Source organism: Methylobacterium sp. (genome assembly GCF_019745455.1).
GTDB lineage: Bacteria > Pseudomonadota > Alphaproteobacteria > Rhizobiales > Beijerinckiaceae > Methylobacterium.
Genome location: NZ_JAIETD010000184.1, coordinates 1 through 15,359, shown reverse-complemented (window position 1 = coordinate 15,359; position 15,359 = coordinate 1). Strand labels below are relative to the sequence as shown.

At 66.4% G+C, this 15,359-nt stretch carries 14 protein-coding genes; 11 read left to right on the top strand and 3 right to left on the bottom strand.

All coding sequences use genetic code 11. The features are described from left to right. The first annotated feature begins 520 nt into the window (after nt 1-520). The 5 genes from K2Y56_RS26415 to K2Y56_RS26395 all read left to right on the top strand — a co-directional run bounded on the left by K2Y56_RS26415 (nt 521) and on the right by K2Y56_RS26395 (nt 4,291). Entirely contained in the window at nt 521-772 is a 252-nt protein-coding gene (locus K2Y56_RS26415) for a hypothetical protein (protein ID WP_292515165.1), read from the top strand. Nucleotides 773-929: 157 nt separating this feature from the next. After that, nucleotides 930-1,805, top strand: a complete 876-nt coding sequence (locus K2Y56_RS26410) for an aldo/keto reductase (protein ID WP_292515171.1) — start codon at nt 930-932, stop codon at nt 1,803-1,805. Next, the gene (locus tag K2Y56_RS26405) at nt 1,795-2,523 is read left to right on the top strand and encodes an NAD(P)-binding domain-containing protein (protein ID WP_292515162.1); all 729 of its coding nucleotides are present in this window, start codon (nt 1,795-1,797) and stop codon (nt 2,521-2,523) included. The genes K2Y56_RS26410 and K2Y56_RS26405 overlap by 11 nt, the downstream gene beginning before the upstream one ends. After that, on the top strand, nt 2,520-3,869 hold the full coding sequence (locus tag K2Y56_RS26400) for an MFS transporter (RefSeq protein WP_292515159.1): 1,350 nt from the start codon (nt 2,520-2,522) through the stop codon (nt 3,867-3,869). The genes K2Y56_RS26405 and K2Y56_RS26400 overlap by 4 nt, the downstream gene beginning before the upstream one ends. Before the next feature lie 191 nt (nt 3,870-4,060). Then, nucleotides 4,061-4,291, top strand: a complete 231-nt coding sequence (locus K2Y56_RS26395; protein WP_366849574.1) for a hypothetical protein — start codon at nt 4,061-4,063, stop codon at nt 4,289-4,291. A gap of 264 nt (nt 4,292-4,555) precedes the next feature. Here the strand turns inward: K2Y56_RS26395 and K2Y56_RS26390 are convergent, their stop codons facing one another. After that, nucleotides 4,556-4,975 (bottom strand): hypothetical protein, encoded by a 420-nt coding sequence (locus tag K2Y56_RS26390; RefSeq protein ID WP_292515156.1) that lies wholly within the window; start codon nt 4,973-4,975, stop codon nt 4,556-4,558. Between the two features lie 205 nt (nt 4,976-5,180). On the opposite strand from K2Y56_RS26390, the gene K2Y56_RS26385 reads away from it, so the two are divergent. Beyond that, a complete protein-coding gene (locus K2Y56_RS26385; RefSeq protein WP_292515153.1) occupies nt 5,181-5,360 on the top strand; it encodes a hypothetical protein in 180 nt (59 codons plus the stop codon). 259 nt (nt 5,361-5,619) lie between these two features. Here K2Y56_RS26385 and K2Y56_RS26380 read toward each other — a convergent pair whose 3' ends face one another. Both K2Y56_RS26380 and K2Y56_RS26375 read right to left on the bottom strand, forming a co-directional pair. Continuing rightward, nucleotides 5,620-6,225, bottom strand: a complete 606-nt coding sequence (locus K2Y56_RS26380) for a heme-binding protein (protein ID WP_292515151.1) — start codon at nt 6,223-6,225, stop codon at nt 5,620-5,622. Nucleotides 6,226-6,248: 23 nt separating this feature from the next. After that, nucleotides 6,249-9,446, bottom strand: coding sequence for a PAS domain-containing sensor histidine kinase (locus K2Y56_RS26375; RefSeq protein WP_292515148.1), 3,198 nt, complete (start codon nt 9,444-9,446; stop codon nt 6,249-6,251). A 127-nt stretch (nt 9,447-9,573) separates the two neighbouring features. On the opposite strand from K2Y56_RS26375, the gene K2Y56_RS26370 reads away from it, so the two are divergent. The 5 genes from K2Y56_RS26370 (at nt 9,574) to K2Y56_RS26350 (ending at nt 15,171) form a co-directional block, all read left to right on the top strand. Continuing rightward, a complete protein-coding gene (locus K2Y56_RS26370) occupies nt 9,574-12,024 on the top strand; it encodes an ATP-binding protein (protein ID WP_292515145.1) in 2,451 nt (816 codons plus the stop codon). A gap of 1 nt (nt 12,025) precedes the next feature. Continuing rightward, nucleotides 12,026-12,487, top strand: coding sequence for a response regulator (locus K2Y56_RS26365; protein WP_292515142.1), 462 nt, complete (start codon nt 12,026-12,028; stop codon nt 12,485-12,487). Further along, nucleotides 12,469-14,232 (top strand): hybrid sensor histidine kinase/response regulator, encoded by a 1,764-nt coding sequence (locus K2Y56_RS26360; protein ID WP_292515139.1) that lies wholly within the window; start codon nt 12,469-12,471, stop codon nt 14,230-14,232. The genes K2Y56_RS26365 and K2Y56_RS26360 overlap by 19 nt, the downstream gene beginning before the upstream one ends. Before the next feature lie 4 nt (nt 14,233-14,236). Continuing rightward, nucleotides 14,237-14,881 (top strand): biliverdin-producing heme oxygenase, encoded by a 645-nt coding sequence (locus K2Y56_RS26355; protein WP_292515136.1) that lies wholly within the window; start codon nt 14,237-14,239, stop codon nt 14,879-14,881. Nucleotides 14,882-14,979: 98 nt separating this feature from the next. Further along, on the top strand, nt 14,980-15,171 hold the full coding sequence (locus K2Y56_RS26350) for a hypothetical protein (protein WP_292515133.1): 192 nt from the start codon (nt 14,980-14,982) through the stop codon (nt 15,169-15,171). Nucleotides 15,172-15,359 lie beyond the last annotated feature (188 nt).

The window sequence follows — 15,359 nt, the reverse complement described above, 5'->3', positions numbered from 1 at the left end:
CTGACCAGCCCGGTCACGTCGTTTCAGCGGTCCGTCCCCGAACATGCGCACGAGGCCGTGAAGGCCGGCGCGAAAGCCTGGGCGGAAGCAGGGTGACCCGCGAACGGAAGTCGGGACGCTTCAAGGGAGGTACGGCCCTGTTGGGGCGAAAGGCTTCGATGTGTCGCCGATGCTGCATGCGGCATCGCGCTAAGCCCTGACAAGCCAACGGCCACGCAGACCGGGTCGAGGTGCGCGTACATCCGGCGTCACCCTGGTCCCGGCATCGTGGCCGCATCCGATCAAGCGACGATGCCGCAATCGGTCTTGTTCTGAGATCGGGCCGCGAGAGGTAATTTTCAATGAGGCGTGCTCCGATCGTCGCCCGGCGGCATGATCGAGCCGATGGGCAGCGCGGATCGCGACCTGAAAAGACCGTTGAGGTCGGCAGCGAAGCAAGGACGGCGCGTGCGGATTTCCTGAACCGAGAGGTTTCATCGGGGACGGGTGAACGGGCTCCCTCTTCGATTGTTTGGGTCACATGTCAGAACGCTCGATCACCTGGACACAGGCGAGCGTCGCCGGCGTCCCCCTTCGGCGCTTCGTCGGCCATGTCGGTCCTGTCGAAGTCGGAGCCGTCGAGTTCGACGGGTCGAACCGCCTCTGGACGTGGTCGAGTCCCCTCGCAGAGGACGCTTGGGGGCACGCGCAAAGCGAGGCCGGCGCAAAGCAGGGCTTCGAGGTGTGGCTACGGGGCTGGCTGGAGAACTTCAGACCGTTTCTGGAGAGATGAGGAGTGGCGCCCTCATCCCAGCGCCGAGGCGTTCGATCATGTCGACGGCGAGGTCGAGTCCTAGATTGAGCAGACGTCCGTCTTCGCTGGAGCCTGTATCCCTATGCACCCGTCGCGACGAACCTTCATAACCGGCACCGGCCTTCTTCCCCTCTCAATGTCGGTTCTCGGGCAAGGCGCCTCTCCCGCCCTGGCGGAACCGACCAGTCTACTCCGGCGCCGGATCCCGTCATCGGGCGAGACCCTTCCGGTGATCGGGATCGGAACGTCGCGGCGCTACGAGGTCGAGCCCACGCCCGAGAAGGTCGCGCCCCTTCGGGAGGCCGTGCAGCGGTTCGTCGCGCTCGGCGGAACGGTCATCGACACGGCCCCGAGCTACGGCACGGCCGAGGATGTCCTCGGTCTCATCCTCGGGCAGGACGGACTGCGCGAGAAGGTGTTCCTGTGCAGCAAGGTCGGGACACCTGGGCGCGAGGGCGGCGCGGCGGAGATCGCGCGGTCCTTCAAGCGCATGAACACCGCGATGATCGACCTCGTCGCCGTACACAACCTCGTCGACCCGGCAGCGAATCTCGCGACCTTGCGCGAGCTGAAGGCGCAGAAGAAGATCCGCTACCTCGGCGTGACGGTCTGGCGGGACAGCCAATTCGCCGATCTCGAACCCCTCATGCGGCGCGAGGCTCTCGATTTCATCCAGGTGAATTACGCGCTGGACGACCGCCTCGCCGCTCAGCGAATCCTGCCGCTCGCCGCCGAGCGCGGCATGGCCGTGATGGTGAACGTGCCATTCGGACGCGGTCAGCTGCTGAAAGCGGTGCAGGGACGCGAGCTACCGCCTTGGGCGGCGGAGTTCGACTGCGCGAGCTGGCCCCAGTTCCTCCTCAAATACGTCCTGGCAAACGAGGCCGTCACCTGTCCGATCCCCGGCATGGCCAAGGCCGCCTATGTCGAGGACAACCTCGGAGCCGCGCGCGGGCGCATGCCCGACGCCGCCCAGCGCGCTCGAATGGAGGCCTTCGTCGATGCGCTCTGACCTCCTATCCCGCCGCTCGATCCTCGCGGCGGCAGCCTCAGCCGCCCTCGTCTCGGCCATGCCCGCCAAGGCTCAGACGGTGGCGAAGCCGGAACGGATCGGCATCATCGGTGCCGGCAACATCGGCAGCACCATCGGCGGTCTCTGGACCCGGGCCGGGCATGAGGTGATGCTCTCCTCCCGTCATCCCGAGGAACTGAAAGGCCTCGTGGACAGCCTCGGCCCGAAAGCCCGTGCCGGGACGCCGGCCGAGGCCATCGCGTTCGGCGACGTCGTCCTCATCGCCGTCCCCTACAAGGCCTACCCCCAATTGGCGCAGGACTATGCCGGCGCCTGGAAGGGCAAGATCGTCATCGATGCCGGGAATGCGACCCAGGCCCGAGACGGCGACGTCTACGCGGAGGTGCAGGCGGGCGGGATCGCGTCGGTCTCGGCCAAGTATCTCGGGACCGCACGCGTCGTGCGCGCCTTCAACGCGGCGAACTACAAGCTCTTCGCCAAGAACGCCCACCGCGAGGGCGGCCGCATGGCCATACCGATCGCCGGCGACGACCCGCAGGCTCTGGACGCGGTCGCCAAGCTCGTCCGAGATGCCGGCTTCGATCCGGTCACTGTCGGGCCTCTGGCGAAGGCGGATAGCTTTGCCATGGGGTCTCCCGGCTTTGGTCTGGAACTCACCGCTCCGGAGCTCGGCGCGCGCCTCGGTGGGGCGCGTTGAGCCGGGGATCCGGCCTCGGCGTTCCGCGCCCCGACACCGATCCGCGCCAAGGCGCGTCCTCCTGGCTTGCTCGTCTCGTCGATGTCCGACCAGGGGAAGCGCCGGCCCTGGCGTGGTCCTGGGCCTATATCTTCTCGATCCTGGCCGCCTATTACGTCCTGCGCCCGATCCGCGACCAGATGGGTGTGGCCGGCGGCATCGAGAACCTGCCCTGGCTCTTCACCGGTACGCTCGTCGGCATGCTTGTCCTGAACGTGCCGTTCGCCTGGTTGGTCAAGACCCTGCCGCGGGCCCGCTTCGTACCGCTCACCTACCGGTTCTTCGCCGCCAACATCCTGCTGTTCGCCGGGGCTCTCTATCTCGCGGCACCCGAGAGCGAGATCTGGATCGGGCGGGCCTTCTTCGTCTGGCTGTCGGTCTTCAACCTGTTCGTCGTCTCGGTCTTCTGGGCCACCATCGTCGACGTGTTCTCCACCGAGCAGGGCAAGCGCTTGTTCGGCTTCATCGCGGCCGGAGCGACCCTCGGCGCCATCGCGGGCTCGGCCACGACGGCCATCCTGGCCCGGGATGTGCCGACCTGGGCACTCCTCGTCGGCGCGGCCGTGCTGCTCGAGGTGGCGGTATTCAGCATGCGCGGGCTCGCGCGCCTGTCCGAAAGGCTGCACGAAACTCCGGTTACCGGCGAGGCGCGGCCTTCCGAGGCCATCGGAGGAAGTGCGTTCGCCGGCATCACCCGCACCTTCCGTTCGCCCTACCTCCTGAATATCAGCCTGTTCCTGCTGCTGTTCTCGGTGACGTCGACCTTCCTGTATTTCGAGCAGGCCGGCATCGCCAAGCGCAGCTTTCCCGATCGCGGCGCCCAGACCGCGTTCTTCGCCAGCGTCGACCTGCTGGTGAATCTGCTGACGCTCGGAATTCAGTTCTTTCTGACCGGCCGGATCGTCAGGAGGATCGGCGTCGGACCGGCGCTCGCCCTCTTGCCGGCGGCGAGCATCCTCGGCTTCGCGGCCCTCGCGGTGTCGCCGACGATCACCGCCATCGTGGCGTTCCAGGTTCTGCGCCGCGCCGGCAACTTCGCCGTCGCCCGGCCGATCCGCGAGGTCCTGTTCACCGTCGTGCCGCGCGAGGATCGCTACAAGGCCAAGAGCTTCATCGACACGGTCGTCTATCGCACCGGCGACCAGCTCGGAGCGTGGTCCTTCACGGGGATCGCAGCATTGGGGCTCGGCTCGACGGCGGTCGCCGTCACCGCCATTCCTCTATCGATCGCGTGGCTCCTGAACAGCCTCTGGCTCGGTCGCCGCCAGGAAGAGCGTCAGGCACGCCAGCAAGAATTCAAGGCCTGATGGAGCCGCTCGTCGAGCTGCCCTTGGCACGCCGTCCAGTCTCGTTGTCCGTGAGCATATGGACGTCGTCGAGTCCGATATCCCGGCCGTGGAGCGGTCTCCGAGGAAGGCGAGCATGGGAGGACGATCGTCAACCCGCCGTTGAAGCCTTTCAGGGACGGAGAGGCATTTAAGGACGCGTCGGGAGCCGGATCCGGACGCGGCTCGAGGATCTCCGACCTGACCTGATCCTGACCTCCGCCGACTTCGACGCACGTCGGCGCGATCCACTCGACAACCTGATGCTCAAGACCAAGGTTTTCGCCTGGGCGACCGGAAGGGTCACGGAGGTCCCCGATCGCTGCTGCGAGGGGCGGATCGTGTCGCTGCGCGAAGGCGGATACGATCTGCAAGGTCTGGGCAGGTCGGTCGTCTTCCCGTAGCGGAGCAGTTGGAGGACTGGGAGCGCTGGCCGCGTTGCCTTAGTCGACCATCTCTTCGCCGTCCGTCGCAAGACCAGTCTAAAGGTCAGCATAACACGGCTTGCCGCTTCGGTCGGGCCCTAACCAAATCGGCGTGCGACTCCTTAGGGCCATATGCAGTTGGTCTCGTGGGGCGGTCGTGCCGCCGGACAGCGCAGGGCGCGAAAGCCGAGGTCGCTCTCGAGAGCCCGCGCATCGAGACTGTCGCCGCCTTCCATCGCAAGCTCAGACCGAATCGTCACGCCCGAGATCACCGCCGAGGTCCCCGGCGCTGCCAAGTCCGCCGCCGACGTCGCCCGTGGCCCCTCCCGCAACGCCGCCTTGATCGACGCCAAGATCAGTGCCCAGATAGCCGGTGCCGCCGCCTACCTGGTTCTCGCGCTGGCCCATGCCGCCTCCCGCCGGCCCCGCGGCGCCTCCAGGCAATCCATCCACGCCGCTGCCGGCCGAACCGCCGAGACCGCCCATGCCGCCGCCGGCGGTTCCGGGAGCGTTGCCTCCCAGCCCACCCAAAGCACCGCCGCCGAGCTGACCGCTGCCGCCATCGACCGGCATCTTGAGCTCGTCGGCTCCCTCGCTGCGGGCAGCACCGCGGCCGGCGTTACCGCCGGCTAGACCACGTTCATCGCTCTGCTTGTCTGGCATGTCAGCCGATCCCTCTGCTTCAAACTCGCCATGCGAGTGAACAACAGGGCAGGGCGGATCATTGTTCATGGCGTCGGGATAGCTGCTGAGCTGACAAGCAGGGCAAATTGCTTGCGCGGCCGAGAGCTCTGCCTACGCCGACCATCAGATTAGGTTTGCCATCAGTACACGAACAGACACCAATGATCATTCATGAGGCGATCTGATGGATCTGCAAAATACCATTCGCGAAGCGATCGTCGCCGAGCTGTTGCGGCAATCGGAAGTTGGTGATCCGCCAGCGAAGGTCGACGCCAGCGACCCTGGATATGTCGTCATCAACGGGCGGATCGCTCTGGACGAGCTGGTCATGGTGATTGCGGGCGCACTCGCTGGCGGCCCTTGACGAGCGCGCGATGAGGCTGCCGACCAAGCAGGATGGTTTTGGATGTCAGCTCAGGCTGGCGAGAACCTGATCCTCAGCGGATATGCCGGACTGGTAAGGACCGCGCGCCGTCGTGAATGCATCGGGCGATGTCGCCTCGCCTGCAAAGAAGAGGCAGTCGTCGACAGAAGCCCTAAGCTGATTTTTCATCGGATTAGGCCTGGAGCTCGGGAGAAGAAGCGTGGTTTCACGTCCTTGCAACGAACTGGGTTGCGACCCGTCACAGTTCGACCAGCCGGACAGCCACCTCATTCCTGCGAAGGAAGGGGATCGCGAAGGGTGGATCGTACCCCATGAACACCTGCGAGCCGGTGGTACTGCGGCCAACCGCCGCCAGCACTTCGGCTAATATGCGTTCCTGTTCGGCCCGAAATTCAGGCGTGGCCCTGCCGGAGAAGCGAAGCGCCGCGATCTGCTCGGCCGGGACGCGGACTAGGCGGACGCCCGGCTCGGTCGGCTCGGGCGCCCCGGCCTCGGCAACGTCGCGCGGCAGGAAGAAGCGCATCGTCCCGCCCGCAGCTTGCTCCACCGGAACCGTCATCGCGATGCGCCGGCCGCCCGACTCAACCGGTGCGGTCATGGCGATGCGGTCGCTGGTCCGGTTCGCGCCCGTGATGTAGCGAAACAGCCGCCCGAACGCCTCGCCGTCGCCCTGGCCGCGCGCATCGGTCTCGACGGCCAGGCGCGCCTCGTAGGCCCGGATCTCTATCCCTCGGTCGAGGCGTTCGATGATCGCATAGCGGGGCTGGTCGTAGAGCGCCCGCACACCGAAGATCGCCAAGACCGACTCGACCAGGGTGACGAGGTAATAGGCGAGCTTGTCCATGGCTGAGGCGTCCGGCGTGGCATTCAGTTCTCGATCATCTCGCGGATACGGGTCGCGAGCGTCTCGACGGGAAAGGGCTTGGTGATCATCTGCATGCCCGGGTCGAGATGGCCATTGCCGAACATCGCGTTCTCCGCATAGCCGGTGATGAAGAGCACCTTCAGGCCGGATCGGGTCTGGCGTGCATGGTCGGCGAGCTGGCGTCCGTTCAGGCCCGGCAGGCCGACATCGGTCACGAGCAGGTCGATCCGCTCGCGGGATTGAAGGATCGCGAGGCCCGCCGGTCCGTCATGCGCCTCGAGGGCATGGTAGCCGAGGTCATGCAGCACCTCGACGATGAGGTCGCGCACCACGGGCTCGTCCTCGACCACCAGCACGGTCTCACCGGTCGCGGCCCGATGCGCCTCCGTCAGGCCCGGCACCGCCTCGTCGAGCGGAGCCAGCTCCCCGCGATGGCGTGGCAGGTAGATCTTCACCGTCGTGCCCTTGCCGACCTCCGAGTAGATCTTGGCATGCCCGTCCGACTGATGGGCAAAGCCGTAGATCATCGACAAGCCGAGGCCCGTGCCCTGGCCGATGGGCTTGGTGGTGAAGAAAGGGTCGAAGGCGCGCGCGATCACGTCCGGCGGCATGCCGGTTCCGGTATCGGTCACGCAGATGCAGACGTACTGGCCCGAGGTGACGCCCGGATGGAGCTTGGCGTAGGCGCGGTCGAGATGTGTGTTGCAGGTCTCGATCGTGAGCCTTCCCCCGTCCGGCATCGCGTCGCGCGCGTTGATCGCCAGGTTCAGGATCGCGCTCTCCAGCTGATGTGGATCGCACAAGGTCGGCCAGAGACCGCCGGAGGTGACGATCTCCAGGCCGATCGCCTCGCCGATGGTCCGGCGCAGCAGGTCCTCCAGCGACGTCACGAGCGCGTTGGCATTCACGGGCTTCGGGTCGAGGGGCTGCCGGCGCGCGAAGGCCAGCAGGCGGTGCGTCAGGGCCGCCGCGCGTTTGGCCGAGGACATGGCCGCCGTCGCATATTTGTCGATCGTGTCGGTCCGGCCCTGAGCGATGCGGGTCTGCATCAAGTCGAGGGAGCCGACGATGCCGGTGAGCAGGTTGTTGAAGTCGTGCGCGATCCCGCCGGTCAGCTGACCCACCGCCTCCATCTTCTGGGCCTGGCGCAGCGCCTCCTCGGTCTCGGCGAGGAGCTGTGCGGCGTCCTTCTCGGCGGTGATGTCGCGGCCCACCGCGTGAATGAGGTCCTCGTCCGGAACCGCCGTCCAAGACAGCCAGCGGTATTCCTCGTCCTTTGCCCGATAACGGTTCTCGAAACGCAGGGTCGTCAGGCCCGCTTCGAGCCGGCCGATCTCGGCCAGGGTCGACGCCATGTCGTCCGGATGGACGAGGTCGAGGAACGCCCGTCCGATGAGATCGCGCTCGCTCCAGCCGAGCAGGGTCGTCCAGGCCGGGTTGACCGCCTCGATCGTCGCATCGTAGCGCGCCACCAGCATGATGTCGGTCGAGAGGCGCCACATGCGGTCCCGGTCGGCCGTGCGCTCGGTCACGAGCCTTCCGAGTTCCTCCTGCGAGCGCGCCAGCACCTCGCGGGCCTCGACGATATCGGTGATGTCGGTACAGGTGCCGAACCACCGGGTGATATCACCTTCCGCGCTCCGCACCGGCAGGGCGCGGCCGAGGGTCCACCGGTACTGCCCGGACCGGTGCCGTAGCCGGTACTCGATCTGATAGGGCTCGCCGCTCGCCAAGCTGTCCCGCCACAGCCTCCTGGTGCGCTCGCGGTCGTCCGGGTGGACGATGTCCTCCCACTCCTCGCCGTCGGTCGAGCTCTGCGGAACGCCGGTGAAATCGTACCAGCGCTGATTGTAGTAGTCGTGATAGCCGTCGGCGCGGTTCGACCACACCATCTGGTCGATGGAGTTGGCGATGGCCTGAAACTTGGCCTCGCTCTCTCGCAGCCGTTCTTCGGCCTGCTTGCGCGCCGTGTCGTCGAGCTGGATGCCGTCCCAGGCGAGCGAACCGTCCGCAAGGACGCGGGGCGCCGAGATGATGCGGCTCCAGCGGACCTCGCCGTCGGCGCGCCGAAACGGCGCCTCATAGTCGAACGGCGTGAGGTCGCGAATGGCGGCCTGCTCGGCCAGGGCCATGCGCTCGCGGTATTCGGGCTGGATCAGACCGTAGGCGACGCCAGGATCGTCGAGCACGGCCTCGGCCGGCAGGCCGGTCATGCGCGCGAAGCCCTGGGAGACGTACTGGAACCGTCGGTTGGAACCATCGCGCGCAGTGGTGATCTGGTAGACCATGCCCCCGGGCAGGTTGTCGGCGAGTGCCCGCAGGCGCGCCTCGGCCTCGCGCAGAGCGTCCTCGCGTTCCCGCCGCTCGGTGACGTCGCGGTAGAACAGGGCGAGGCCGTCGGGATGCGGATAGGCACGCACCTCGACCCAGATGGCGTTGCCGCTCGGCCAGACGTAGCGATGCTCGAGCGTGCGCGAAACCCGCTCGGACATGGCTTTCAGATACATCTGGCCGACCGGCATCTGCTCCGACCCTGGATAGACCTGCCAGTGCGAGTGGCCGACGATCTCGTTCGCAGGCCGATCCTCCAGCCGCAGGCCCTCGGCATTCATCTGCAGGATGCGAAACTCGCGATCGAGGAGCATGAATCCCTCGCCCATGCCCTCGAGCACACCGGAGGCGCGCGCCTCGCTCGCCCGCAGAGCCTCCTCCGCCTGCACCTTGGCGGTCGTTTCGGTGCAGGTGCAGAACATGCCGCCGACCTCGCCCGCATCATCCCGGACCGGCGAGTAGGAGAAGGTGAAGTAGGTCGCCTCGTCGTAGCCGTGGCGGTTCATCGTCAGCGGCAGGTTCTCGGCCCAGGTCGCCTCGCCCGCCATGGCCTTGTCGATCAGGGGCGCGATCTCGGTCCAGATCTCGGACCAGACCGCGTGGAAGGGCCTCCCCAGTGCGTTCGGGTGCTTGTCGCCCAGTATTTCGGCGTAGGCATCGTTGTAGAGGAAGCCGAGCCCAGGTCCCCAAGCCACGAACATCGGGAACCGTGACCCGAGCATCAGGCTCACGGCCGAGCGCAGGCATTGAGGCCAGGTCCCAGGGGTCCCCAACGGCGAGCCGGCCCAGTCGTGCTCGCGCATGCGCGAACCCATCTGCCCGCCCCCCGAGAGGACGTTGAAGGTCGCGGACGGTGCAATTTCGAGCATGTATTCTGTGCCAAACTTGCCATAGGTTAGCCATGCGCTCGCGCATGCTGAGCTTGGCAATACTGAACCCTAGACTTCATAGGTAGCTGGGATTTGGCGCAGCACCTAGATCCGCCAAGCGGCAAGTTTGCGGCCAGAGCAACAACCCGAGACGATATCGCTCTCGCCGGCCGGGTTCGTCGATCCGTTCCGCGATCCGCGCCGCCCCCCAGCCTTGCCACTCAACCGCGTGGCCGATACGGTCCGCGCCCGTGCCGGGCCGATGGAGATCATGTTTTTGACGGTTGAGAACGGTCCGCCCGATCTCGCAAACGGGGCCGCAACACCCACCTTGGTCATCGGCGAAGGCGAACGTCCCGACCTCACTGCCTGCGACCGCGAAGCGATCCACATCGTCGGCAGAATCCAGCCGCATGGCTTCCTCCTCGCCGTCGACATACCCACGCTGACCATTGTCCAGGTGAGCGCAAACGCCCCCTGCGGGGTCGCCGCTGGGGCTTCGTTGACCTCATGCCTTCCGGATGTGGCCTCCGTCCTGTCCCAGCATCTGGACGGCATGCAGGAAACGGGTGCCGCCACCTACCTTCGCACCGTGGTGCTGCCCGCGGGCGACGGCCGGCAGGCCTACGAGGTCTCGGCCCACCGCATCGGCGCCCTCGCCGTCGTCGAACTGGAGGAGGTCTCCACCGAGGGCGAGGCAGGCCTGGAGGTTCTCTATTCGCGGCTGCGTGCCTTCGTCGAACGCCTGCACGCCGCGACTTCCATCGAGGAACTCTGCGCCCTCGCTGCCGCCGACATCCGTCACATCACGGGCTTCGACCGTGCCCTGGTCTACCGCTTCGACAAGGATTGGCACGGAACGGTCCTCGCCGAGGACGGCAACGGCATCCTCCCGTCCTATCTCGACCTGCGCTTCCCGGCCTCGGACATTCCCGCCCAGGCGCGTGAACTCTACCGCCGCAATCGCCTTCGCATCATCCCGGATGCCGGCTACGTCCCGGTCCCGGTCGTCCCCGCCCTGACGCCGAAGGGGCAGCCGCTCGATCTCAGCCAGTCGGTGCTGCGCAGCGTATCGCCAGTCCATGTCGAGTACATGCGCAACATGGGCACCATGGCCTCGATGTCGGTATCGATCCTGGTCGATGGCGCGCTCTGGGGGCTGATCTCCTGCCACAACCGCGCGCCGCGCCGCGTGCCGCTCCAGGCCCGCAACGCCTGCGATGTCCTCACGCAGGTCTTCGCGCTGCAGGTCGCCTCCCACCAGCGCGCATCCGAAGCGCAGCAGCGCGTACGTCTCGCCTCGATCCAATCGCGGCTCCTCGGTTTCATGGCCGAGGAGGAGCGCTTCATCGATGGGCTCATGAGGCATCCTGCAGAATTGATGGAGCTTGCCGATGCATCCGGTGCCGCCATCGTCTCGAACGAGCAGTGCCTGCTGGTCGGCGTGACGCCGTCGGAGTCCGAGGTACGCGAGCTTCAGGCCTGGCTGACGAGCGAGCAGGGCAGCGAGGACGTGTACGCGACCGACGCCCTAGGGGCCGCATTCAGGCCCGCCGCGGCCTTCGCGGACGTGGCGAGCGGGCTCCTGGCGATCTCCATTTCCAGAGCCTATGCCACTTACGTGATCTGGTTCAGGCCGGAAGTGGTCCGGACCGTGGGGTGGGGCGGCAATCCGACCAAACCGGCCGTCGCCGACCCCGCCGGCGGGCCGGAACGGCTCCACCCGCGGAAGTCCTTCGACATCTGGAAGGAGACGGTACGCGGCCGGTCGCTGCCCTGGTCGCCTGTCGAGGTCGATGCCACGCGCGACCTGCGCAACGCCGTGATCGGCATCGTCCTCCGGCGCGCCGAAGAGCTGGCCTCCATGAGCGAGGAGCTGCAGCGATCGAACAAGGAGCTCGAAGCCTTCTCGTACTCGGTGAGTCACGATCTCAGGGCGCCGTTCCGCCACATCGTCGGCTATTCCGAACTCCTCAAGGGGCGGGAAGGCGACCGGTTGTCGGAGAACGGCCGCCGCTACGTCGACGTCATCATCGACGCGGCCCTCTCGGCCGGCAACCTCGTCGACAGCCTGCTCAACTTTTCTCAGATGGGACGGAACTCGCTCAACCGCGTCGAGGGCGACATGAACGTTCTGGTCGAGGAGGTTCGCCGCAAGGTCGTGCGCGACGCCGCCCAGGGGCGTGCGATCCGGTGGGACATCGGCCCCTTGGGACGGGTCTATGGCGACCCGGTCATGCTGCGGCTGGTGGTCGAGAACCTGCTCTCGAACGCCGTGAAGTACACCCGCAACCGCCCCGAGGCCGTCATTGGCATCAGCCGCGATCCTAGGAAGGACGGCATGGCGGGTTTCGTCGTGCGCGATAACGGCGTCGGGTTCGACATGGCCTATGTCGACAAGCTGTTCGGGGTGTTCCAGCGGCTGCACCGCGTCGAGGAGTTCGAGGGCACCGGCATCGGCCTCGCCAACGTGCGCCGGATCGTCGAGCGGCATGGTGGCGAGACCTGGGCCGAGGGCGAGGTCGACAAGGGAGCCGCCTTCCACTTCACGCTCCCGACCAGAAAGGAAGCGACCTGAGATGTCGGACCTGAAGCCGATCCTCCTCGTCGAGGACAACCCGAACGACATCGAGCTGACGCTGGCCGCACTCGCCGACAGCCAGCTCGCGAACGAGATCGTGATCTGCCGCGATGGTGCCGAAGCGCTCGACTACCTGTACCGCAGGGGCGAGCATGAGAACCGCGACGTCCGCGACCCGGCGGTCGTGCTCCTCGACCTCAAGCTGCCGAAAGTCGACGGCCTCGAAGTGCTCGAGAGGATCAAGGGCGATCCGCAGACCCGAGCCATCCCGGTCGTGATGCTGACCTCCTCCCGCGAGGAATCCGACGTGGTCCGATCCTACAACCTCGGTGTCAACGCGTTCGTGGTGAAGCCGGTCGGCTTCAAGGCGTTCTTCGAGGCCATCAAGGACCTCGGCGTGTTCTGGGCCGTCCTGAACGAGCCGCCGCCCCGGAGCGGACAATGGCCGTCGAACGGATGAAGGACCACTCACTGGTGTCGCGTGGTGGATCTCCGTTCATTCGCATTCTGCTCCTCGAAGACAGCGATCTCGATGCGGAACTCGTCCTCGCGACCCTGGAGCGCGTCGGCATTCCGCACGCGGTCGACAGGGTCATCGAGCGGGACGCCTTCCGCGCCGCGGTCAGGACACGCTGCTACGACCTGATCCTGGCCGATTACGTGCTGCCGAGCTTCGACGGTCTCAGCGCCCTCGCCCTCGCGCGCGAGCATTGTCCCGGAATCCCCTTCATCTTCGTCTCCGGCACCCTCGGAGAGGACGTCGCCGTCGAAGCCATGAAGGTCGGGGCGACCGATTACGTCATCAAGCAGCGCCTCGACCGCCTGCCGCGGACGATCGTGCGGGCCCTCGCCGAGGCGCGGGCGCATAGCGAAAGGGAGGTCGCCGAGCAGGCTTTGCGCGAGCTCAACGAGACCCTCGAACGGAGGGTCGAGGCCCGTACCCGCGAACTCGCCGAGGCGACGGAGAAGCTGGAGCTCCAGGTTTCGGAACGCGAGAAGGCCGAGGCAGCCCTGCGGCAGGCGCAGAGGCTGGAGGCGGTCGGTCAGCTCACGAGCGGCGTCGCACATGACTTCAACAACCTGCTGACGGTCATCGCAGGCAACATCGCGTTCCTGGAACGAGTCGTGCCGGACGACCGCTCCAAGCGCCGCCTCGACATGATGAGGGGCGCCGCCGAACGCGGGGCGAAACTCACGGCGCAGCTTCTCGCCTTCTCGCGCCGTCAGAGGCTGGAGGCCAAGCCGGTCGACCTCAACCACACGGTCGCCTCGATGCGCGACCTTCTGCAGAGCTCCATCGGCGGCTCGATCCGGATCGAGACGATCCTGCAGCCCGGCCTCTGGCCGGCCCTGGCCGATCCGACCCAGATCGAGCTCGTCATCCTCAACCTGGCGATCAACGCACGCGACGCGATGGAAGTGGGCGGGTCGCTCAGCGTCGAGACGAGCAACGTCACCCTGCCGGCACCGACCCGGCCGACCGATCCGCCCCAGGGCGAATACGTCATGGTGGCGGTGAGCGACACCGGGACCGGCATTCCCGACGACGTGCTCGACCGGGTGTTCGAGCCGTTCTTCACGACCAAGGAGGTCGGCAAGGGGTCCGGATTGGGGCTCGCCCAGGTCCTGGGCTTCGCCAAGCAGTCCGGAGGCGGCGTCCGCATCGACACCCGGCCCGGCGAGGGGACATCCGTCCGGGTATTCCTGCCGCGGTCGGTGGGCGGGGTCGAGGCGGAGTTCGCGCCTCTCGTTCTCGGGGAATCCCTGATCGGAGAAGCGAACGGCTCGCCAGTGGTCCTGGTAGTGGACGACGACAGCGACGTTCGCGAGATCACGACGTCGATCCTGAGCGAAGCCGGCTACCTCGTCCGCGAGGCCGGATCGGGAATGGCCGCGCTGAAGATCCTCGACCGGGCTCAGGCCGACGAGTTCGACCTCATGGTGGTGGATTTCGCCATGCCCGGCATGAACGGAGCCGAGGTCGCCAGGGAAGCGAACCGGCGCCGGCCGGCCCTGCCGGTGATGTTCGTGACCGGCTATGCGGACACGGCCGCGCTGCGCCAGGCCGGCGAGGTCGGCGAGGACCGCATCGTCCAGAAGCCGTTCCGCGACGGCGAGCTTCCGCGCAAGGCGCAGGCCCTTCTCCGGACCTCGCGAGGGCAGGACAACGTCGTGGCCATGCGCCGCGACCGATCCGGGACCTGAACGCTTGCAGGCGACCGTGCTCGACCGGACGGTTTCCACCGTCCCGGGGCTGATCGACCGTCTCCGCGCCGAGACCCGCGACCTCCATGAAGCGCTGGAGCGGGACCTCGATTGGAAGAACAGGATGGCGACGCTCGAGGGTTATCGCGGGCTGCTGGCCCGCTGGTGGGGCTTCCATGCCGTCTTCGAGCCTTTGGTGGATGCCCGCCCCCCGCTTCCGGGCTTGGCAGGGCGCCGCAAGCTCCACCTCCTGGAGCGCGACCTGTCCCGCCTCGGAATGTTCGCCGACGCCATCCGGGCGCTTCCGCGTATCGACGCTTCATCGCTTCCGGACGACTCGGCCGGGATGACGGGCGCCCTCTACGTGCTGGAGGGATCGACCCTCGGGGGATTGGTGATCGCCCGTCATCTCCGCGCCGCGCTCGCCGGGACGGGGGCTGAGGACGTCTGCGCCTATTACCAGGCCTATGGCCGTGATCGCACCGGTTCGATGTGGCGGGCATTCCTCAACCAGCTCTCGGAAGAGGTCTCCCGTGCATCACATCAGGAGGTTGTCGCCGGCGCGCGTCAGACTTTCTCAACCCTCCGTCTCTGGCTGGCGCAGGACGGCCTGCCGGTCGTCGCGCCGCCCAAGGCTCCCGGAACCTAGGTGACGACCACGGTCATGGAGATCGCTCGGGAACCAATGGAGCAATCGTATCCTTTCATACTGTCGCGCTTTTGCCCGACCCTGGTTGAGAATGCCGAATGATCACTCCTCGTCTCGTCCCTGTGCAGTTCGGCTCCGCTTTCGATGGCGTCCTGCAAGGCGTAGCGTCAGGTCTGGCTGACCTCATTCCAGCGATCGGACTGCCGCAGCCGATTTCGACCGACCAGGAGCCTGCCGTTCCGCTGCCAAGGCAATATCATGCCGATACGGTTGAAGATCTGAAGATCTAAGCTGTAGTTCCTTCAATAAGATAAGGCATATAAATTTCAACTGTACATCGCTGTTTAATTAAAGCTCCAATCTCTTGAGTAAATATTTTCAATACTAATATTGAATTAAATATTGATCAGGCACCTTTAGTTGAGGCGGCGCGAGGCATGCCGTGTCGCGTGATGCTGCGGGCGTCTCACGCGCCGCC

What these genes read in the sequence shown, in the direction of transcription:
- K2Y56_RS26415 (WP_292515165.1), top strand. Translation starts at nt 521, where the DNA reads ATGTCAGAACGCTCGATCACCTGGACACAGGCGAGCGTCGCCGGCGTC.
- K2Y56_RS26410 (WP_292515171.1), top strand. Translation starts at nt 930, where the DNA reads ATGTCGGTTCTCGGGCAAGGCGCCTCTCCCGCCCTGGCGGAACCGACC.
- K2Y56_RS26405 (WP_292515162.1), top strand. Translation starts at nt 1,795, where the DNA reads ATGCGCTCTGACCTCCTATCCCGCCGCTCGATCCTCGCGGCGGCAGCC.
- K2Y56_RS26390 (WP_292515156.1), bottom strand. Translation starts at nt 4,975, where the DNA reads ATGCCAGACAAGCAGAGCGATGAACGTGGTCTAGCCGGCGGTAACGCC.
- K2Y56_RS26385 (WP_292515153.1), top strand. Translation starts at nt 5,181, where the DNA reads ATGGATCTGCAAAATACCATTCGCGAAGCGATCGTCGCCGAGCTGTTG.
- K2Y56_RS26380 (WP_292515151.1), bottom strand. Translation starts at nt 6,225, where the DNA reads ATGGACAAGCTCGCCTATTACCTCGTCACCCTGGTCGAGTCGGTCTTG.
- K2Y56_RS26375 (WP_292515148.1), bottom strand. Translation starts at nt 9,446, where the DNA reads ATGCTCGAAATTGCACCGTCCGCGACCTTCAACGTCCTCTCGGGGGGC.
- K2Y56_RS26365 (WP_292515142.1), top strand. Translation starts at nt 12,026, where the DNA reads ATGTCGGACCTGAAGCCGATCCTCCTCGTCGAGGACAACCCGAACGAC.
- K2Y56_RS26360 (WP_292515139.1), top strand. Translation starts at nt 12,469, where the DNA reads ATGGCCGTCGAACGGATGAAGGACCACTCACTGGTGTCGCGTGGTGGA.
- K2Y56_RS26350 (WP_292515133.1), top strand. Translation starts at nt 14,980, where the DNA reads ATGATCACTCCTCGTCTCGTCCCTGTGCAGTTCGGCTCCGCTTTCGAT.